Origin of the sequence: Pantoea sp. Z09, assembly GCF_022394795.1 — a bacterium.
GTDB lineage: Bacteria > Pseudomonadota > Gammaproteobacteria > Enterobacterales > Enterobacteriaceae > Pantoea > Pantoea latae.
In genome coordinates, this window is sequence record NZ_CP092373.1 from 1,072,543 (window position 1) to 1,092,229 (window position 19,687).

16 protein-coding genes and 6 tRNA genes are annotated in these 19,687 nt (G+C 60.2%); 7 read left to right on the plus strand and 15 right to left on the minus strand.

Annotated features, from left to right (window positions below; translation table 11 throughout):
- Positions 1-33: 33 nt before the first annotated feature.
- The 4 genes from MC269_RS05110 to MC269_RS05125 all read right to left on the minus strand — a co-directional run bounded on the left by MC269_RS05110 (position 34) and on the right by MC269_RS05125 (position 420).
- A tRNA-Lys gene (locus MC269_RS05110) sits at positions 34-109 on the minus strand.
- 4 nt (positions 110-113) lie between these two features.
- Positions 114-189: transfer RNA gene (locus MC269_RS05115), tRNA-Val, on the minus strand.
- 41 nt (positions 190-230) lie between these two features.
- Positions 231-306: transfer RNA gene (locus tag MC269_RS05120), tRNA-Val, on the minus strand.
- Positions 307-344: 38 nt separating this feature from the next.
- A tRNA-Val gene (locus tag MC269_RS05125) sits at positions 345-420 on the minus strand.
- A gap of 271 nt (positions 421-691) precedes the next feature.
- Between MC269_RS05125 and gltX the strand changes: the two genes are divergently transcribed.
- The gene (gene gltX, locus MC269_RS05130; protein WP_239954288.1) at positions 692-2,107 is read left to right on the plus strand and encodes a glutamate--tRNA ligase; all 1,416 of its coding nucleotides are present in this window, start codon (positions 692-694) and stop codon (positions 2,105-2,107) included.
- A 37-nt stretch (positions 2,108-2,144) separates the two neighbouring features.
- Here gltX and MC269_RS05135 read toward each other — a convergent pair whose 3' ends face one another.
- Both MC269_RS05135 and MC269_RS05140 read right to left on the minus strand, forming a co-directional pair.
- Positions 2,145-2,498: a YfeC-like transcriptional regulator gene (locus tag MC269_RS05135; protein WP_081138244.1), complete on the minus strand. Its 354-nt coding sequence runs from the start codon at positions 2,496-2,498 to the stop codon at positions 2,145-2,147.
- Positions 2,499-2,607: 109 nt separating this feature from the next.
- Positions 2,608-3,396, minus strand: coding sequence for a formate/nitrite transporter family protein (locus tag MC269_RS05140; protein WP_033753670.1), 789 nt, complete (start codon positions 3,394-3,396; stop codon positions 2,608-2,610).
- 356 nt (positions 3,397-3,752) lie between these two features.
- Between MC269_RS05140 and MC269_RS05145 the strand changes: the two genes are divergently transcribed.
- Both MC269_RS05145 and MC269_RS05150 read left to right on the plus strand, forming a co-directional pair.
- Positions 3,753-3,828 (plus strand) — tRNA-Ala (locus MC269_RS05145).
- A gap of 45 nt (positions 3,829-3,873) precedes the next feature.
- Positions 3,874-3,949, plus strand: a tRNA-Ala gene (locus tag MC269_RS05150).
- Positions 3,950-4,040: 91 nt separating this feature from the next.
- Here MC269_RS05150 and MC269_RS05155 read toward each other — a convergent pair.
- The 5 genes from MC269_RS05155 to MC269_RS05175 form a co-directional block, all read right to left on the minus strand.
- Positions 4,041-5,654 (minus strand): rhodanese homology domain-containing protein, encoded by a 1,614-nt coding sequence (locus MC269_RS05155; RefSeq protein WP_239954289.1) that lies wholly within the window; start codon positions 5,652-5,654, stop codon positions 4,041-4,043.
- Positions 5,647-6,237: a cysteine dioxygenase gene (locus tag MC269_RS05160; RefSeq protein ID WP_239954290.1), complete on the minus strand. Its 591-nt coding sequence runs from the start codon at positions 6,235-6,237 to the stop codon at positions 5,647-5,649. Before MC269_RS05160 ends, MC269_RS05155 begins: the two co-directional genes overlap by 8 nt.
- Positions 6,234-7,214 carry an ABC transporter substrate-binding protein gene (locus tag MC269_RS05165; RefSeq protein WP_239954291.1) on the minus strand — a complete coding sequence of 327 codons (981 nt, stop codon included), beginning with the start codon at positions 7,212-7,214 and terminating at the stop codon, positions 6,234-6,236. The genes MC269_RS05160 and MC269_RS05165 overlap by 4 nt, the downstream gene beginning before the upstream one ends.
- The gene (locus MC269_RS05170; RefSeq protein WP_239954292.1) at positions 7,214-8,299 is read right to left on the minus strand and encodes an LLM class flavin-dependent oxidoreductase; all 1,086 of its coding nucleotides are present in this window, start codon (positions 8,297-8,299) and stop codon (positions 7,214-7,216) included. The genes MC269_RS05165 and MC269_RS05170 overlap by 1 nt, the downstream gene beginning before the upstream one ends.
- A 188-nt stretch (positions 8,300-8,487) precedes the next feature.
- Positions 8,488-9,678, minus strand: coding sequence for a NupC/NupG family nucleoside CNT transporter (locus MC269_RS05175; RefSeq protein WP_239954293.1), 1,191 nt, complete (start codon positions 9,676-9,678; stop codon positions 8,488-8,490).
- A 368-nt stretch (positions 9,679-10,046) separates the two neighbouring features.
- Here MC269_RS05175 and MC269_RS05180 point away from each other — a divergent pair, with 368 nt between their 5' ends.
- Positions 10,047-11,285, plus strand: coding sequence for an Nramp family divalent metal transporter (locus MC269_RS05180; protein ID WP_239954294.1), 1,239 nt, complete (start codon positions 10,047-10,049; stop codon positions 11,283-11,285).
- A 607-nt stretch (positions 11,286-11,892) separates the two neighbouring features.
- Here MC269_RS05180 and MC269_RS05185 read toward each other — a convergent pair.
- A complete protein-coding gene (locus MC269_RS05185) occupies positions 11,893-12,243 on the minus strand; it encodes a DUF2502 domain-containing protein (protein WP_239954295.1) in 351 nt (116 codons plus the stop codon).
- Between the two features lie 171 nt (positions 12,244-12,414).
- Positions 12,415-13,404 carry an L-glyceraldehyde 3-phosphate reductase gene (gene mgrA / locus MC269_RS05190; protein WP_239954296.1) on the minus strand — a complete coding sequence of 330 codons (990 nt, stop codon included), beginning with the start codon at positions 13,402-13,404 and terminating at the stop codon, positions 12,415-12,417.
- A gap of 217 nt (positions 13,405-13,621) precedes the next feature.
- On the opposite strand from mgrA, the gene MC269_RS05195 reads away from it, so the two are divergent.
- Together MC269_RS05195 and glk are read left to right on the plus strand one after the other, a co-directional pair.
- A complete protein-coding gene (locus MC269_RS05195) occupies positions 13,622-15,274 on the plus strand; it encodes a thiamine pyrophosphate-binding protein (RefSeq protein WP_239954297.1) in 1,653 nt (550 codons plus the stop codon).
- A 157-nt stretch (positions 15,275-15,431) separates the two neighbouring features.
- Positions 15,432-16,397: a glucokinase gene (gene glk / locus MC269_RS05200; RefSeq protein ID WP_081138855.1), complete on the plus strand. Its 966-nt coding sequence runs from the start codon at positions 15,432-15,434 to the stop codon at positions 16,395-16,397.
- A 42-nt stretch (positions 16,398-16,439) separates the two neighbouring features.
- Here the strand turns inward: glk and MC269_RS05205 are convergent, their stop codons facing one another.
- Both MC269_RS05205 and MC269_RS05210 read right to left on the minus strand, forming a co-directional pair.
- Positions 16,440-17,165 carry a LytTR family DNA-binding domain-containing protein gene (locus tag MC269_RS05205; protein ID WP_081138853.1) on the minus strand — a complete coding sequence of 242 codons (726 nt, stop codon included), beginning with the start codon at positions 17,163-17,165 and terminating at the stop codon, positions 16,440-16,442.
- A complete protein-coding gene (locus MC269_RS05210) occupies positions 17,162-18,850 on the minus strand; it encodes a sensor histidine kinase (RefSeq protein WP_305802686.1) in 1,689 nt (562 codons plus the stop codon). The genes MC269_RS05205 and MC269_RS05210 overlap by 4 nt, the downstream gene beginning before the upstream one ends.
- A gap of 261 nt (positions 18,851-19,111) precedes the next feature.
- Here MC269_RS05210 and MC269_RS05215 point away from each other — a divergent pair, with 261 nt between their 5' ends.
- Positions 19,112-19,636, plus strand: coding sequence for a GNAT family N-acetyltransferase (locus MC269_RS05215; RefSeq protein WP_239954299.1), 525 nt, complete (start codon positions 19,112-19,114; stop codon positions 19,634-19,636).
- The last annotated feature ends 51 nt before the right edge of the window (positions 19,637-19,687 follow it).

Below are 19,687 nucleotides of genomic sequence, written 5' to 3' on the forward strand. Positions count from 1 at the left end.
AAAAAAGCGCCTGAAAGGCGCTTTTTTCTGAATTGGTGGGTCGTGCAGGATTCGAACCTGCGACCAATTGATTAAAAGTCAACTGCTCTACCAACTGAGCTAACGACCCGAAGTGGTGGGTGATGACGGGCTCGAACCGCCGACCCCCTCCTTGTAAGGGAGATGCTCTACCAACTGAGCTAATCACCCACTTCGGTACTGCTTAACAAGAGCGTCATCTGACTAAGATATGGTGGGTGATGACGGGCTCGAACCGCCGACCCCCTCCTTGTAAGGGAGATGCTCTACCAACTGAGCTAATCACCCATATCTTATCTCTTGTTCACTGCGGGCCACCTTTAGAGTGGTGGGTGATGACGGGCTCGAACCGCCGACCCCCTCCTTGTAAGGGAGATGCTCTACCAACTGAGCTAATCACCCCCGCTGTGTGGAGTCGCATTATAGAGATCCTTCGAAGTGAGTCAACGCTTTTTAAAACTAAAATGCGCGTTCGCTTCAAAATTAGGCATCCCGCACTGCTTTTAGCCAATGTGCTGGTTTTATTAGCAGAAACCCGCCTCTTTACCCCTTTGCGCCGACGCGCAGTCATTGAGGATTCAACGCCAGGTGCTAGAATGTGCGCACTGTTTTTCGCGTCTAACCCGTTTTTTGTCATCCAGACAACGAACCCGCGCATCTAAGGCACTGCTGAATGAAAATCAAAACTCGCTTCGCGCCCAGCCCAACCGGCTACCTGCATGTCGGCGGCGCACGTACCGCGCTTTACTCCTGGCTCTTCGCTCGTCACAGCCAGGGCGAATTCGTCCTGCGCATCGAAGACACCGATCTCGAGCGTTCGACGCCGGAAGCTATCGAAGCCATTATGGATGGCATGAACTGGCTGAGCCTGGACTGGGACGAAGGCCCGTACTACCAGACCAAACGCTTCGATCGCTACAACGCGGTCATTGACGAGATGCTGGACGCCGGCACCGCCTATAAATGTTACTGCTCGAAAGAGCGTCTGGAGCAGCTGCGCGAAACCCAAATGGCCAACGGCGAAAAGCCGCGTTACGACGGCCGCTGCCGCGACAGCCACGAGCATCACGCGGCGGATGAGCCGTGCGTGGTGCGCTTCCGCAACCCGCAGGAAGGCTCAGTCATTTTCGACGACCAGATCCGCGGCCCCATCGAGTTCAGCAACCAGGAACTCGACGACCTGATTATCCGCCGCACCGACGGTTCGCCCACCTATAACTTCTGCGTCGTCGTCGATGACTGGGACATGGGCATCACCCACGTGATCCGCGGCGAAGACCATATCAACAACACGCCGCGCCAGATCAACATCCTCAAGGCGATTGGCGCGCAGGTGCCGGTGTACGCGCACGTCTCGATGATCCTCGGCGACGACGGCAAAAAACTCTCCAAGCGTCACGGCGCGGTGGGCGTGATGCAGTATCGCGACGACGGCTACCTGCCGGAAGCGCTGCTCAACTACCTGGTGCGTCTGGGCTGGTCCCATGGCGATCAGGAGATCTTCACCATCCCAGAGATGAAAGAGCTGTTTACGCTGGACGCCGTGAGCAAATCCGCCAGCGCATTCAACACGGAAAAGCTGCAGTGGCTGAACCATCACTACATTAACAGCCTGGCGCCGGAATATGTGGCGACCCATCTGCAGTGGCACATTGAACAGCAGAATATCGACACGCGCACCGGCCCGGAACTGGCGAAGCTGGTGACACTGCTGGGCGAACGCTGCAAGACCTTGAAAGAGATGGCGGCTTCCTGCCGTTACTTCTATGAAGAGTTCGATGCATTCGATGCCGACGCGGCGAAGAAACATCTGCGCCCGGTGGCGCGTCAGCCGCTGGAAGTGGTGCGTGACAAACTGGCCGCCATCACCGACTGGACGGCGGAAAACGTGCACCATGCGATTCAGAGCACGGCGGACGAGCTGGAGGTTGGGATGGGCAAGGTCGGCATGCCGCTGCGCGTCGCTGTAACCGGCGCAGGGCAGTCGCCTGGCCTGGACGTGACCGTAGAAGCAATTGGACAGCGCCGCAGCGTGGCGCGCATTGAAAAAGCGCTGGCCTTTATCGCGGAGCGCGAGGCGCAGGCCTGACAAACAAAAACCGGAAGCGCGATGCTTCCGGTTTTCTTTATTCTTCGCTGATCCCCAGCCGCTGTAGCACGCCTTTAATTCCCTCGCGCAAAATCATCGCCGCCAGCAGATCCTGCTCGTTCTGCGTCATTTGCTGTACAGAACTTAATAGTAACGCAGGTAAAGAATGCTGTTGCGAAGTATAGGAGGCGTTGGGTTCGTTCAGGTTGCGCATGGACTGAATAAAGCTTTTCACGCGCTCGTCAATATGAATCAATCTCGCTTTACCGCCTTGTACGCCGGGCTTCGGCGTCGTGGTCCAGTTCTCACGTTTGATCCATTTGTTCACCGTCTGGCGACTATAACCCGTTTCATTCGCGAGTTCTTCGGGGGTTAACCATTCCTTTTTCACGATGCTGTCCCTGTTTAATACATTAGTTCTACATATTACAGCAAATCGTTACGCGATAAAGTAACACAGAGGGAATTTGCCTTTTGCCTCGCGACAAAAGGCAAAAAAATTACTGCGCGGTGCCGACGGCTTCGGCAGAAGGGCGGAAGGCGAGGAAGTAGGCGAGGCCAACAAACACCGCGCCGCCGACGCCGTTACCCAGGAACACGGCGACGAAATTCGGCAGATACTCCGCCCAGCTCAGCTGACCGGCAAAAATGGCCGCTGGCACGATAAACATATTGGCGACGACGTGCTGGAAGCCGATCGCCACGAAGGCCATAACCGGGAACCACATACCGAAGATTTTACCCACCACATCTTTACTGGCGAACGCCAGCCACACCGCCAGGCAGACCAGCCAGTTGCAGCCGATGCCGGAGATAAAGGCGTGCAGGAAGTCCGCGTGCACTTTCGCGCTGGCGATAGCGACGGTCTTCTTCAGGTAGTCGCCTTCCGTCATGCCGAGCATATGGCCGAAGAACCAGGCGATAGCCAGGCTGCCGATAAAGTTGGCGATAGTGACCCAGAACCAGTTGCGCAGCACGGCAAAGCCGCTGATGCGACGCGCGAACCAGGCGACCGGCATGGTCATCATGTTGCCGGTCAGCAGTTCGCCGCCCGCCAGCACGGTCAGGATCAAACCGACCGGGAAAACCGCCGCGCCCAGCAGGCCGCCAAACGAGCCCCAGTCCGCCGGCAGCGAGTTGATAACGTGCAGGTCAAGCAGGAAGCCGGTGGCGATAAAGGCGCCCGCCATAAAGCCAAGAATTAATAAAGTGGGAATGGAGGCGCGGCTTTTAGTGACGCCAGCCTGAATCGCCAGTTGGGCGATCTCTTTAGGTGAATGCAGCGACATAGTATCTCGAATATTATTGATAGTTGTGACAGGGATGGTGTTGTAAAAAGGCGTGGGCAGCGATGTCCACGTTAGTTAGCCGGCTAAGTTTTACACGGCTTTTAACGGAAAACAAGAAAAATCCTAAAGGCTATGTAACCGTAATTTAACCTTAAAAAAGTCGACGCAGGCGAATAACCCAGGCACGCGTCGGCGGCGCGCGTCGCTGGCAATAAAAGCAGCTTAAAAACAGCGCACTCCGCGAGTTGCCGCCTTTTTCAGCGATCGAACCGCCTTTTGAGTATTTGACGTTGACACTCCGAAAGGGGTTTCATATTATGCCGTCCGTCGAGAACATCCGACGGTTTTTTCGGTTCGGGGCTATAGCTCAGCTGGGAGAGCGCCTGCATGGCATGCAGGAGGTCAGCGGTTCGATCCCGCTTAGCTCCACCAAATCGCATCCCAACGATTTGGCACTGAAAAAACGATTCCAGATGTGGGGGTATAGCTCAGCTGGGAGAGCGCTTGCATGGCATGCAAGAGGTCAGCGGTTCGATCCCGCTTATCTCCACCATTCTCTAAGTCCTGATTTCTCAGGCACCTTTCAAAATCCTGGTTCTGCCGCAAAAAAAGCGCGACATCGCTGCCGCCCCTTTTTCGCACGTTTACGCCGTTACGCGCTGCGTCTCCGGCTGCAGCACGCGAAAGCCGTGCGTGCCGTCGCGATCCAGCTGCGCCACCAGACCAAATTCCCAGTCAAGATAGGCCTGCATCGTCGCCGCATCGATATCGGTGCCTTCATACGGGCGGCGATAGCGATCGATAGCGGGCGACAGCAGCTGCTCATCACCGGCTTGCGTCGGCAGTCCGGCGTTGCGCCAGGCGCTGTTGCCGCCCGCCAGCAGATAAACCGGCTTGCCGGTCAGCGCCGCAACCTGTTCTACCGCATAGCCCGCTAACAGGCTGCTGCCGCAGGTCAGCACATAGCGTTCCGCTGCGGGCAGCGCGGCCAGGCCCTGCTGCTGCAGCGTCGAGCGCAGCAGCCAGGCGGCGCCAGGAATATGGCTGGCGACGTGGTTGGCGCGCGTGGTGAAGTCCAGCACCTGGGTATCGCCCTGTTTTAGCCAGTCGCTCAGCTGCTGCGGCGAAACCGTCTCGGCGCGCGGCGAGGCGGGCACCTGCGCCGACCAGCCGCCTGTCGCGCTAAAGTCGCGCGGCTGCAGGCCGTCAAGCACCGCAACGTCCCAGCCCATCTGCGCCAGCCAGGAGGCGGTCATGCTGGCGCGCACGCCGTCGTTATCCACCAGCACGATGCGCGCGCCGCGCACGCTGGCGTAGTGGTCAGTCTCCTGCACCAGCTGGCCGCCCGGCACGTGACGGCTGCCCGGTAGATGGCCAGCGGCGTACTCCTCGGCGTCGCGCACGTCGAACAGATAGGTGGTGCGCGCCTCCTGCTGCCAGCGCGCCAGCGTCGCGGCGTCGATGCGCGCCACGCCGGCGCGATCGGCCACCTGACGCGCCTGCGCCACGGCATGGCGCTGCGCGGTCTCGCTGGTGGCGCCATAGCGGCGGCTCTGCTGCTGCTCAAGCGACAGACCCGCCAGCGTCCAGCCGATGGTGCCGTTGCGCAGCGCATAAACCGGATTGCGGATGCCGGCGTTGACCAGCGACTGGGTGCCGATAATGCTGCGCGTACGGCCTGCACAGTTGACGATCACCGTGGTATCGGGCGAGGGCGCGATATCGCGCACGCGCAGCAGCAGCTCACCGCCCGGCACGCTGATGCCGCCGGGAATCGACATGGTGTGATATTCATCAAAGCGGCGCGCGTCGAGCACCACCACGTCCGCCTTGTCGCGCAGCAGCGCGTCGACCTGCTCGGCCGCCAGCGACGGCGTCTGGTTATGATGCTCCACCAGCTCGCCAAACGCTTTGCTCGGCGAGTTCACATCGATAAACAGCTCGCCGCCCGCTGCCCGCCAGCCCGCCAAATCGCTCTTTAGCAAGGCGATATCGCTGTAGCCCCAGGCGGCCGCGCGTTCCGCCGCCGCCTGCGCCAGGCCCTCGCCGTTGTCGTACAGCGTTACCGGCGTGTCGCGGCGCGGAATGCGATCCAGCCACTCCAGCTCCAGCTTAGAGAGTGGAATATTGACCGCGAACAGCGGATGCCCTTGCGCATAGCGCGCTTCATCGCGCACGTCGACCAGCGCCACTTCCTGCTGCTGGCGCAGCGCCTGCTGGATCTCTGCGGCGTCGCGCAGAGGAAAATGTTTAGCCATGTGAAAGATCCCAGATGTTAGGTAAGTAGCGGCTGCTGTAGCCAGAGATAAAGGGTTTTTCGCTGCCGTCTTCGCCATAGACCGCGCGCGACACCGCGCCGATATTGGCGCCGTAGACGTGAATGCTGAGGGAGACGCGATCGTCGAAGGCGTTGCTGACGCGATGAATATCGCCAACGCGCGGCGAGACCGCGTCGATATGGCCCGGCTCCAGGCGAACCGGCGCGCCGTCCGCCACCAGCCCGCCGTTATCCAGCCTGAAGCCCTGCGACACTTCCGCGCCGCGCAGCATGCCGATCAAGCCCCAGACGCGATGATCGTGCACCGGGGTTTGCTGGCCGGGTCCCCAGACAAAGCTCACCACCGAGAAGCGCTGCTGCGCGTCGGCATACAGCAGATACTGCTGATAGTGCTGCGGGTGCGGCTGGGCAAACGCGTCATCCAGCCAGTCGTCATGCTGCAGCAGCGGCCGCAGCAGTTCGCTGCCGCGCTCCAGGATCACGGCCTCATCCGGCTGCTGATCCAGCAGCGCGGCGAGCTGCGCGACAAAATCGCGCAGGCGATAGTGTTGAGGTTCGCTCACGATTTATTCTCCTTATAGTGCTGCGCCACCTGATTGGCGCCGCCCGCCAGGCTGAAGTCAAAGGCGCCGCTGACGTCGACCGCTTTGGGCAGCACCTGATAGCGATGGAAGAAGTCGGCGGATTTTTGCAGCGTCGCGATAAGCGAGGGATCGAACACCAGCGGGCGAATGCGCGCGTCGGCGATCCAGCTGCGCGTAATGGCGGTCGGCATATTGAGCGACTTGCCCAGCGCCTGCGCGAACGGCTCTGGATGCTGCGCCGCCCAGACCTGCGCCTTCGCCAGTCGCGTCAGCAGATCGGCGATCGCCTTGCGTTTTTCCGTATCGGCCAGCGCCTCTTTGCGCGCCAGCGCATAGGAGTAGCCGGACATAATGCCGCTGCCGCCGCCCTGCGGCACGCGCACCGTGCCGTCAACCTGGGTTGAGGTAGCGATATAGGGTTCCCACGGCGCCCAGGCAGAGACCGCGCCGGAGGTCAGCGCCGCGCGGCCGTCCACCGGGCCGAGAAAGCGCAGCGTCACCTCATCGGGCTTCAGCCCGGCGCGCTCCAGCAGGCCGAGGATCAGATAGTGTCCCCAGCCGCCGCGATTGACGGCGATCTGCTTGCCTTTCAGATCCTGCAGGCGATGGATACCGGCATCGGGACGCGTCAGCAGCGCGATGCTGTCGGGATTGTTCTGCCACGCACCGACCGCTTTTACCGGCGCGCCGGCGGCATAAACGAACAGAAAAGGCAGATCGCCGGTAAAGCCGAGGTCCAGCGCGCCCGCGTTCAGCGCCTCCTGCACCGGCGCGCCGGAGTCGAATGCGGTGAGCTTCAGCTCATAGGGCAGGTTATCCAGCTCGCCAGAGGCTTTCAGCGAGGCGAAGCGATCCCCTTTGACATCGCCGAGACGCAGCGTCACTTTTTCGGCAGCAAAGGCGGAATTAAGCGTGAGCGCCAGCGCGACGCCGGCGAACAGAGCGGCCAGACGCATCAGGCGCTCCTTTTGCCGCGGCTCAGCGCCGCGACTTTCTCACGCGTTAGCGGCAGCAGTTCGCGGCCATACTCTACGGCGTCGTTCAGCGGATCGAAGCCGCGGATCAGCACGCTGTCGATGCCAAGGTGGTAGTAGTCCAGCAGCGCGTCAGAGACCTGGTCCGCGGTGCCGACCAGCGCAGTGGAGTTGTAGCCGCCGCTCACCAGCTTCGCCACGCCGGTCCACAGCACTTTATCGTGGCGGTCGCTTTCGTTGGCCGCCGCCAGCAGGCGCTGGGCGCCCACGCTCTGCGGCTTGGGCAGGCCGAAGGTGTAGCCCGACTCGGCCAGCTGCTTTTGCGCCGTTTCATAGATATGTTCTGCGCGCTCCCAGGCCTCTTTCTCGGTTTTGCCGATAATCGGGCGGAAGGAGATGTTGAATTTGATGTCGCGGCCCCGTTTCGCCGCGGCGGCGCGCACGGTTTGCACGGTTTCCGCCGCGCCCTGCAACGGTTCTCCCCACAGCGCGAAGACGTCGGCGTGGCGCGCGGCGACCTCGATCGCCTCTGGCGAGGATCCGCCGAAGTAGACCGGCAGCTTGCTTTGCAGCGGTTTAATGGCGGAAAAGGCCCGTTCAGCGCGATAGAAGTCGCCCTGATGGTCGTACGCCTCCGTGGCGGTCAGGCTGTTATTCAGCACGCTGAGAAATTCGTCGGTGCGGGCATAGCGTTCCGCTTTGCTGAGGAAGTCGCCGTCGCGGCGCTGCTCGCTGTCGCTGCCGCCGCTGATGATATGCACCGCCAGACGCCCGTCGGTGAGGTGATCGAGCGACGCCAGCTTGCGCGCGGCCAGCGTCGGCGCGACGAAGCCAGGGCGATGCGCCAGCAGAAATTTAATGCGTGAGGTATGGGCGGCGGCGTGCGCCGTGACTAAAAAGCCGTCGGGTTGATCGGACCAGTAGCCCACCAGAATGCGGTCAAACCCCGCCGCTTCATGGGCGCGGGCGAAATCAGCAATGTAGTTTTTATCGAACAGCGGCCCGCTGGCCGGAATGATTTCAGAGGCCAGGCGGTGACCGATCATGCCAAGGAATTGAATGCTCATACGCTTCTCCCGATGTTAAGTAATGAAAAAACTACGGGGCAGCGAGCGTGAGATGAAATTCGATATTGTGCAAAGGATTTGCGGGATATGGGGAAGGGCGGCGCGGCGCGGCTGAGAGGGCGCGGCAGGCGTTATAACAAGCAGGAATAATTAAGAAGAAGGGCGAGAACCTGTCTCGCCCTTTTTCATCAGAATGCCAGTACCAGCCCGGCAATCGCAGCGGAGAGCACGCTGACCAGCGTTGAGCCGTAGAGCAGCTTCAGGCCGAAGCGCGACACCACGTTGCCCTGCTCTTCGTTCAGACCCTTGATGGCGCCCGCCACAATACCGATAGAGGAGAAGTTAGCGAAGGAGACCAGGAACACCGACAGGATGCCCTCTGAGTGTGGCGACAGCTGGCCCGCCAGCTTCTGCAGATCCATCATCGCCACGAACTCGTTGGAAACCAGCTTGGTGGCCATAATGCTGCCGACCTGCAGCGCTTCGTGCGCCGGCACGCCCATCACCCAGGCGAACGGATAGAAGACGTAGCCCAGCACGCCCTGGAAGCTGATGCCGAAGATAAAATCGAACAGGGCGTTCAGGCCGGAAATCAGCGCAATAAAGCCGATCAGCATCGCCGCGACAATAATCGCCACGCGGAAACCAGCAAGGATATATTCGCCCAGCATCTCAAAGAAGCTCTGGCCTTTGTGAATATCCTGCAGCTGCAGATCTTCTTCGCTGTCGACGCGGTAAGGGTTAATCAGCGACAGCACAATAAAGGTGCTGAACATATTAAGCACCAGCGCGGCGACCACATATTTCGGCTGCAGCATGGTCATATAGGCGCCGACGATCGACATGGATACGGTGGACATCGCGGTTGCGGCCATGGTGTACATGCGGCGCTGCGACATTTTGCCGAGGATATCCTTATAGGCGATAAAGTTTTCTGACTGTCCCAGAATCAGAGAGCTGACGGCGTTAAAGGATTCCAGCTTGCCCATGCCGTTGACTTTCGACAGCACGGTGCCGATGCCGCGGATCACCCATGGCAGAATGCGGAAGTGCTGCAGGATGCCGATCAGAGCGGAGATAAAAACGATCGGGCAGAGCACGTTAAGGAAGAAGGAGGCGAGGCCTTTGTCGTTCATATTGCCGAACACGAAGTTGGTGCCTTCGCCGGCATACTTGAGAAGATGGTCGAACAGTCCGGCGAAGCCTTTAACGAACCCGAGCCCAGCCTCGGAATTCAGGAAGAACCACGCCAGCAGCACTTCAATGACCAGAAGCTGGACAATGTAGCGAATACGAATACTTTTACGGTCGTGGCTGACGAGTAACGCCAGCACGCCTACCACCACCAGTGCTAAAAGGAAGTGCAAAATATGGGACATGCTTGCTCCAGATTTGAGGAGGGTTGTAATTTGCTGCGTATTCTATGTAACGCGTTACTTAAAAACGAGATCAAATCCACATTATAAGGATTCGCTATCACCCCTTTTCTCAGAAAACTCTTATCAGTCACAGCCTGTTCACAAAACGTTCACAGCAAATACCCACAAATTTATTGTCTATAAACTGTCCACCGTGTAGGGTAAGCGATGTTGCACATTTTTTAGCAAGTCTCGCTTTACCGCAAGGTATAGCAATGGCTATACTTTATAGCAGTATCTATTACAGCGATAACGATAACCTCATTTCACTTGCCGCGATCAGGCCATAATCTGGCAGGGTTAACACGCGTTCAGACAGGTAGAGAATTATGTTTGAGAGTCGTACCGCCGAGCGCGCCGCTCGCGGAGCCAGAAAAATCAAGCTCGCGCTGCTGGGTCCGGCGTTTATCGCCGCGATCGGCTATATCGATCCCGGCAACTTCGCCACCAATATCCAGGCGGGCGCCGCCTACGGCTATAAGCTGCTGTGGGTAGTGGTCTGGGCCAATATCATGGCGATGATCATTCAGCTGATGTCCGCTAAGCTCGGCATCGCCACCGGTAAAAACCTGGCGGAACATATCCGCGATCGCTTTCCGCGTCCGGCGGTCTGGTTCTACTGGGTTCAGGCGGAAATTATCGCCATGGCGACCGACCTGGCGGAGTTTATCGGCGCGGCGCTCGGCTTTAAGCTGCTGCTCGGCATCTCGCTGTTGCAGGGCGCGGTGCTGACCGGCGTGGCAACCTTTCTGATCCTGATGCTGCAGAGCCGCGGCCAGAAGCCGCTGGAGCTGGTGATTGGCGGCCTGCTGCTGTTTGTTGCGGCGGCCTATATCGTCGAGCTGTTCTTTTCCCAGCCGAAAGTCAGCGAGCTGGTGACCGGCATGGCGCTGCCTTCATTGCCGACGTCGGATGCGGTGTTCCTGGCGGCGGGCGTGCTGGGCGCGACCATTATGCCGCACGTTATCTATCTCCATTCGGCGCTGACTCAGGGTGGTGAGAGCGGCAATAAAAGCCAGCGCTACTCCTCAACGAAGCTGGATGTGGCGATCGCCATGACCATCGCAGGCTTTGTTAACCTGGCGATGATGGCGACTGCCGCCGCCGCGTTTCACTTTAGCGGCCACAGCGGCATCGCCGAACTCGACCAGGCCTACCTGACGCTGACGCCGCTGCTCGGTCATGCGGCGGCGACGGTGTTCGGTCTCAGCCTGGTGGCGGCGGGTCTCTCCTCGACCGTGGTGGGCACGCTGGCCGGTCAGGTGGTGATGCAGGGCTTTATTCGCTTTCATATTCCGCTGTGGGTGCGCCGACTGGTGACCATGCTGCCTTCGTTTATCGTGATTTTGGCGGGCTGGGATCCGACGCGCATTCTGGTGATGAGCCAGGTGCTGCTCAGCTTCGGTATTGCGCTGGCGCTAGTGCCGCTGCTCTCTTTTACCGGCAACCGCGCCATCATGGGCGAGATGGTCAATTCACGCCTGATGCAGAACGCCGGACGCGCCATCGTGGTGCTGGTGGTGGCGCTGAACGGCTATTTGCTGGTCGGCGAAGTGCTCGGTCTGTAAAAAGAAAAACGCCCGGTTCGTTCGTAATGCTTGTCAGGTAAGGCCGCTATTTTCTCTAAATGGCGGCCTTTTCTTATAGGCGTGTGAGCATGCTGGTGCGGGCCACTGCACCTCCTCTGCTGCCGGGCCGTCCTCGCGCCGCTGCGCGGTGCCTTCGGCTGCAACGTCGTGCCGGACGGACCGTTCGGGTACGGCCATCCAGGCCTACCCGAACTGCCTGTCGCCTCCCTGCGACAGGCTCCTGGCACAACGTTTCCGCCTCAGCGCTGCGAATAGCCCTCTACAGCAGAGGAGGTGCGGTGGCCTCAGACAGGGTGCCCTTTGTAGCAGTAGAAACGCTGCTGTTCTTTTCCAGCAGCGCACACAAAAGCTGGCCAGGAGGCTGGGGCCGCTCAGGGGCGGGCATTTCGCAGCGCTGAACAGAGTGAGTCTGGCAGGAGAGCCCGCAGGGATGCGGGCGAAAGGTGGGGCTGGAACAGGGATGTTCCATCCCCACCGGTCCGTCAGGCAGACGAATGACGTGAAGGGACCGCGTCAGCGGCGCGAGGACCGCCAGCTTCTGATCGGCCCCAGACTGCGTTATCATCCCATGCTTAACAGGGCTTTTTTAATGGTGGTGGTGGTGGTCATGACGATCGTGGCGATCGTGATGGCGCTGCGCCTCACGCCAGTGGTGGCGTCGATCGCGCTCATGCCAGCGGCGTTCGCGCTCCCACTGCTGCTGACGTCGCCACTCTTCATGACGCCACCAGCGATGATTATTATACTGATAGCGATCGTGCCACCAGCGCGGCTCGCGCCAGCGGCCGCCGTCCCAGTAATAACCGCGACGATCGCGGTCTCCCAAATGCAGCGTCACGCCCGGCGCCAGGTTAATGGTGGCCCCGGCAGCCTGAACGTTGTGGATCGCCAACGGCGACAGGCAGGTCAGCAAAGCGGCAAAAATTGCAAATTTCATCTTCTTCTCCTTATCAGCGGCGAAACCGCTGCGGTGCAGGCATGGCGCCCGCGCATTGCTTGTGTGACGCGTAGAGTGTCGCTGACAATTGTGAGGAAATTCTGAAGAAGAAGGGGATTGAGACAATTCTGGCGCGAAAAAACGCCCGGCGCCAGCCGGGCGGCGAAGAGGTTACAGCAGCGCGCCCTCGATGGCGGAGAGTTCGGCGATGGTGAAGTGGCGGTTGGCCAGCATCTCTACCGCGTCGTCGATCTGCGCGGTTTTACTGGCGCCGATCAGCACGGAGGTGACGCGCGCGTCGCGCAGCGTCCACGCCAGCGCCATCTGCGCCAGCTTCTGACCGCGCTGCTGCGCAATTTCATTCAGCCTGCGCACTTTTTCCATCTTCTCGTCGGTGAGCTGATCCTCGCGCAGAAATTTGCTGCCGCTGGCAACGCGCGAATCCTCGGGAATGCCCCGTAAATAGCGATCGGTCAGCACGCCGCCCGCCAGCGGAGAGAAGGCGATGCAGCCGACACCGTTGTCGCCCAGGGTCTCCAGCAGGCCATTTTCCGGGCCGCGTTCGAACATTGAATAGCGCGGCTGGTGGATCAAGCAGGGCGTGCCGAGATCGCGCAGAATGGCGATCGCTTCCGCCGCGCGATCGGCCGGATAGTTGGAGATAGCGGCGTAGAGCGCTTTACCCTGACGCACCACCTGATCCAGCGCGCGCATGGTCTCTTCCAGCGGCGTGTCGGGATCCGGGCGGTGATGATAGAAGATATCGACATACTCCAGCCCCATGCGTTTCAGGCTCTGGTCGAGGCTGGAAATCAGGTATTTGCGCGAACCCCAGTCGCCGTAAGGGCCGTCCCACATGGTGTAGCCCGCTTTGGTAGAGATCACCAGCTCGTCACGATAGGGGCGAAAATCTTCGCGCAGGATGCGGCCGAAATTCTCCTCCGCCGAGCCCGGCGGCGGGCCGTAATTATTCGCCAGATCAAAATGGGTAATGCCGCGATCGAAGGCGTGGCGCAGCAGTTCGCGGCTGTTGTCGACGCGCGTGTTGTCGCCAAAGTTGTGCCACAGGCCAAGAGAAATGGCCGGCAGCTTAAGCCCGCTGCGGCCGCTGCGGCGATATACCATCTGCTGATAACGACCGGCGTGGGGATGGTAGGTCATACGGCTTTCCTGTCTCAGGGGAGGATTTTAAAGCGCCAGAATAGCAGTGTATACGGTTACACACAGTCACAACCCATCGCAGATCCCACATTTACAGAATAATCCCCCGTCGTAACGCGCAGTTGCCACTTTTTTGTTCAGAGGATTTCGCTGGCTTCTCGCCTGTGCGGCAGCATAGCGGATACTCAAACCAGACATCGGGTGAAAGGAGTGGCATATGCAACGCTTTACCGTAGGAGATTATCTGCTGGCGCGTCTTGAGGAGAGCGGCGTCGGTCATCTGTTCGGCGTGCCGGGCGATTACAACCTGCACTTTCTCGATCGCGTTATCGCCCATCCGACGATCGGCTGGGTCGGCTGCGCCAACGAGCTAAACGCCGCCTACGCCGCGGACGGCTACGCCCGCTGTCGCGGCGCAGCGGCGCTGCTGACCACCTTCGGCGTCGGCGAGCTGAGCGCCATTAACGGCATCGCCGGCAGCTTTGCCGAATATCTGCCGGTGATCCATATCGTCGGCGCACCAACGAGCGGGGCGCAGAAACGGGGCGACTGCGTGCATCACTCGCTGGGCGACGGCGATTTTCGTCATTTTATACGTATGGCGGACGAGGTCAGCGCGGCGACGGCGCAGCTCAGCGCGGACAACGCCTGCGTCGAGATCGATCGCGTGCTGGCAACGGCAATGCGTGAAAGGCGGCCAGGCTACCTGATGCTGGCGGTGGACGTGGCGGAAACGGAGGTTGCGCCGCCCACCACGCCGCTCGACGCTGCGCCGCCCTCCAGCGCGGAGGCGCGTCGCGCCTTTGCCGCCGCGGCAGCGCGCCAGCTGGCGCAGGCGCAGCGGGTGGCGCTGCTGGCTGATTTTCTCGCCGCGCGCTGGCAGCAGCAGGCGGTGCTGGCCCGGCTGCGTCAGCGGCGGGCGATCCCCAGCGCCACGCTGCTGATGGGCAAAGGGGTGCTGGACGAGCAGCAGCCGGGCTATGTCGGCACCTATGCCGCGGCGGGCAGCGCGAGCGGCGTCAGCGAGGCGATCGAACAGACCGACGTCACCCTGCTCGTCGGCGTGCGCTTCACCGACACCCTGACCGCCGGTTTCACGCAGAATTTCGCGCCTGAACAGCTGATCGATATCCAGCCTTTCGCCGCCAGCGTGGCGGGCGAACGCTTCGCGCCGCTTTGCATGGCGGAGGCGCTGGAGGAGCTGGAGACCATCTTCGCGCAGTATGGCGAACGCTGGGCGCTGGCGGCGGCGTCGCAGCCTGCTGAGGCGGCGGACGCGTGCGACTCTATCAGCCAGAACGCCTTCTGGAGCGCGATGCAGCGCTTTTTGCAGCCAGACGATATTATCCTCGCCGATCAGGGCACCGCCGCCTTCGGCGCGGCGGCGCTGCAGCTGCCGCCCGGCGCGCAGCTGCTGGTGCAGCCGCTGTGGGGCTCGATTGGCTATACTCTTCCCGCAGCCTTCGGCGCGCAGACCGCCGCGCCCGCGCAGCGGGTGATCCTGATCGTTGGCGACGGCTCGGCGCAGCTGACGATTCAGGAGCTGGGTTCGATGTTGCGCGACGGTCAGCGGCCGATCATTTTCCTGCTGAACAATGAGGGCTATACCGTAGAGCGCGCCATCCACGGCGCGACGCAGCGTTATAATGATATCGCACAGTGGAACTGGACCGCGCTGCCGCAGGCGTTCTGCCTGCACGGCGAGGCGCAGAGCTGGCGCGTCGCCCAGAGCGTGCAGCTGGATGAGGTGATGGCGCGGCTGCAGGCGCCCGTTTGCCTGACGCTGGTCGAGGTCATGATGCTCAAAGAGGATCTGCCGCCGCTGTTGCGCAAGGTGACCGCCTGCCTCGCGCAGCGCAATGGAGGGTAAGATTCGGAGTGTTGCCGCTGTCAAGCGTCTTGCCGTACGGGTAGGCTGTGCGCACCACCTTCAACGCTCCTCTTTTGTCGTGGCGAGCGTTGTTGTTTTACCGGCAGACTTTTATAGTGTCCTGCATCTTAAGGACCCCAAGCGGAGCAACAAAAGAATGACTACTTATGCCCTGGTCGGCGACGTCGGCGGCACGAACGCGCGACTCGCCCTGTGTGAGGTGGAAACCGGCAGCATCTCCCAGGCCAAAACATTCTCAACTTCAGATTATGACAGCCTCGAAGCCGTCATCCGCCACTATCTTGGCGAGCAGCTGCATAGCGTTAAAGACGGCTGCATCGCTATTGCTTGCCCTATCACGGAAGACTGGGTTGAAATGACCAACCATGACTGGGCTTTTTCCACCAGCAAAATGAAAGCCAGCCTTGGCTTCGAGCATCTTGAAATCATCAACGACTTCACTGCCGTATCGATGGCGATCCCGATGCTGACGGCCGAGCATGTGATCCAGTTCGGCGGCGGCGAGCCGGTGAAGGATAAACCCATCGCCATTTACGGCGCGGGCACCGGACTGGGCGTCAGCCATCTGGTGCATGTCGATCGTCGCTGGGTCAGCCTGCCGGGCGAGGGCGGCCACGTTGATTTCGCCGCCAACAGCGACGAAGAAGATTTGATCCTCGAGGTGCTGCGCGCCGAACTGGGCCATGTGTCGGCAGAGCGCGTGCTCTCCGGCGCCGGACTGGTGAACCTGTACCGCGCCATCGTCAAGGCGGACAACCGCGTGCCGGAAAACCTTAAGCCGAAGGATGTTTCTGAGCGCGCGCTGGCCGACAGCTGCACCGACTGCCGTCGCGCCCTGTCGCTGTTCTGCGTAATTATGGGCCGTTTCGGCGGCAACCTGGCGTTGAACCTCGGCACCTTCGGCGGCGTCTATATCGCCGGCGGCATCGTGCCGCGCTTCCTGGAATTCTTTAAGGCTTCCGGCTTCCGCGCCGCCTTTGAAGATAAAGGGCGCTTCCGTGACTACGTTTCCCGCATTCCAGTTTATATGATCACCCACGATCAGCCTGGCCTGCTGGGCGCAGGCGCGCATCTGCGGCAGACGCTGGGGCGTATCCTGTAATGCTCTTCTGAAACGGCCTGCGGGCCGTTTTTTTTAAAAGGCTTACAGGCGCATCAGCTCGCGGAAGCGCTTGACCTTACTGCGGCTGACCGGCACCTGACACGCCAGATCGCGCAGCTTAAGCAGATAGGTATTGTTAAACCAGGGCTCAATCTCAGAGATCTTACTCAGGTTAACGCAGTAAGAGCGATGGCAGCGGAAAAAACGCTGCTCCGGCAGACGGGCGCAAAACTCGCTGATGCTCATCGACATCACATAGGCCTCGCGCCGCGTATAGACGAAAGTCAGCTTCTCGTGCGCCTCCACGTAGTAGATATCGTTAATATCCGTCACGATAATGCGCTCGTCCTTCACCAGATTGACCGTCTGCGGGCTGCTGGCGAGCGGTGTCTGCGCCACACTCTGCTGCTGTCCCGCCGCTTCCAGCTTGTTGAGCATGGTGACGATGCGCGCCTCATGATAGGGCTTGAGGATATAGTCAAAGGCTTCCAGCTCGAACGCCTCAACCGCATGCTCTTTCCACGCGGTGATAAACACAATCAGCGGCCGCTGGGCGAACTGGTGAATATTCTGCGCCAGCAGCATGCCGTCTAGCGATGGAATATTGATATCGAGAAAAATCACGTCGACGCGATGCTGCTGCAGGTACTTCAGCACCTCCAGCCCGTCGTCGAAGCAGGCTTCGATGACAATCTGGCTATGCTGCTGGATCATCCAGCTTAGCTCCTGCTGCGCGAGGAATTCATCCTCGACGATAATGGCTTTCATGGCGTGCGCTCCGCGACGGCAAGGGGCGACTCGGCCAGCTGCCCGCGCTTGCTCAGGGTAAAGGCAATTTCAGTGCCGGGCTGCAGCCGGGTAATTTCCAGCCCGTGGCCGGTCAGCAGTTTGACGCGGTGATGCACATTCAGCAGGCCGATCTTGTTACCCGGCATCTCATGATTCGCCACGCGTCGCATTACCTCGTCGCTGATGCCCGGCCCGGTGTCGCGCACGGCGATACGCACCTGGTCGCCGTGCGCCTTCACGCTCAGCGTCACCACGCCTTTGCCGCGGCAGGGCTGAATACCGTGCACGATGGCGTTCTCCACCAGCGGCTGGATCAGCAGGCTCGGCAGCGAGAAGTGAAGATCGTCGTCAATGTCGTAGATCATCGAGAGTTTGTCGCCGAAGCGCGCCTGTTCAATGGCGATGTAGTCTTTTACCTGCCACAGCTCACGCGTAATATCGATGGTCTCGTCGTCATTGAGTTCAAGGTTATAGCGCAGATAGCGGGAGAGGTTGATCACCAGCTGGCGCGCGGTGTCTGGGTTAAGGCGTATTGAGGCGTTGATGGCGTTTAGCGCGTTAAACAGGAAATGAGGATTTATTTTGCTTTGCAGGGCGCGCAGTTCCGCTTTATTTGCCATTTCGCGCAGCTGCTCGGCGCGCGACACCTCGAGCTGCGTCGAGATAATCTGCGACAGGCCGATCGCCATCTCTTTCAGCGAGCCGGTAATACGGTGCGCGCGGCGGTAGTAAATCTTCAGGGTGCCGGTGACCTTGCCCTGCTCGCGCAGCGGGATAACGATCATCGAGTGAATATCCCTGGTGCGATGGGCCTCATCATTGTTTTTGATAATGATTTTTCCGCTGCTCATCGCCTGCGCGGTGGTGGGGCTGATGCCGTCGTCGCCGTTCTGGTAGTTCTGTTTGCCATAGCCGACATAGGCGAGGATATGCGTTTTATTAGTGATGGCGACGGCGTCAGCGTTGATATCGCGGCAGATGATTTCGCAGATGCGCCGCAGCGAGTCGCTGTTGACCTCGCGAAACAGCGGCAGGGTTTTATTGGCGATCTCCAGCGCCAGCTTGGCCTGACGCGCCGCAATCGCCTCTTTCTCTCCCTCGACGCTCTGCACCAGCAGCACAATCAGGCCGATGCTGGAGGCGCCGAGGATCATCGGCAGTGCAATCTCCGAGACAATCGCCAGCCCGAGCGACATCGGCTTCGCCCACAGCACAATCAGCAGCATGGTCAGGCTCTCGCACAGCATGCCGCCAATAATGCCGACGCGCCAGCGCTGCGCCTTTGGCACGCGACGGTTGATGGCGCCGGAGACGCAGCCGGCGGCAATGCTGGTGATCAGGCAGGGCACCGAGGTGACGCCGTCAATGTCGATCAGAAAGCGGTGCAGCCCGGCGATGACGCCGGTGGCGATACCCACCCACGGGCCAAACAGGATGCCGCCGGCCATCACGGCGATCACCCGCACGTTAAGCAGCGAGCCGTCAACGTGGATGCCTGACCAGGTGCTGAACAGCGCGAACAGCGAGAAGATGGCGATCACCGCCGCTTTCTCCAGCGCCGAATGGTCATCTTTTTGCAGCAGCTGGCGGAAAAGCGGCGTGCGGGTGAGGAAGAAGAGGCAGATGAGCATCAGGGCGGCGCGGTCAAACACCGCCAGCAGCATATCGAAGTGGGAGATCACAGCCAGCCTTTAGAGAGAAAGGAGAGAAGCCTATAATAAAAAATGTGATCGCGATGCGCCAGCCTGCAAACAGATTGCGCGCCGCCTTACTGTGATGGATCAATTTTTACCGCGCGAAAGCAAAAAAGGGGAAACCTGAGTAGCAAAATGGGGAACACTTTTTTGCCGGTGGCGGACTGGTGAGCAGCAGGTGAGTTTGTTATGTTTTAGCAGCCATCATGGCCGTCCGCACCCGGAGCCTCTATGCAGTTAATTACGCCACGTCTTACCCTGAAAACGCTCCAGCCCGAAGACTGGCTGCTGTTCCGCGCCGTACACGAAGACGCCGCCACCATGACCTGGGTGAGCGAAATTCCTGACGAGGCGGATTTGCGCCAGCGCTTTAGCGAGCGCCTCGCGCCCTGGCAGGTGAGCAGTTTTCACATGCTCTGCGTGGTGGCGCGCCTGCGCGACAGCGGCGAGCCGATCGGCCTGTTCGGCTGCAGCCCGGAGTGGCAGCCCTATCGCCAGGCCGAGGTCGGCTACATGCTGCTGCACCGCTTCTGCGGCCGCGGCTACGGCAGCGAAGCGCTGGCGGCGCTGAGCGACTTTTTACTCTCGGCCGGTTTCCACAAGCTGAAGGCGATGGTGGTAGAGGGAAATCTGGCGTCACGGCGTATTCTGGAGAAGAATGGCTATCAGCTGGAGGGAACGTTGCGGGATAATTATCTGCTAAACGACGAATGGGTGAACGATTGGGTGTTCGGCCGCCTGAATCCGGAAAATTAAAAAAAGATTATTCTCCTCTCGACAAATTTGTTATCGCCACGTTATGTTCTT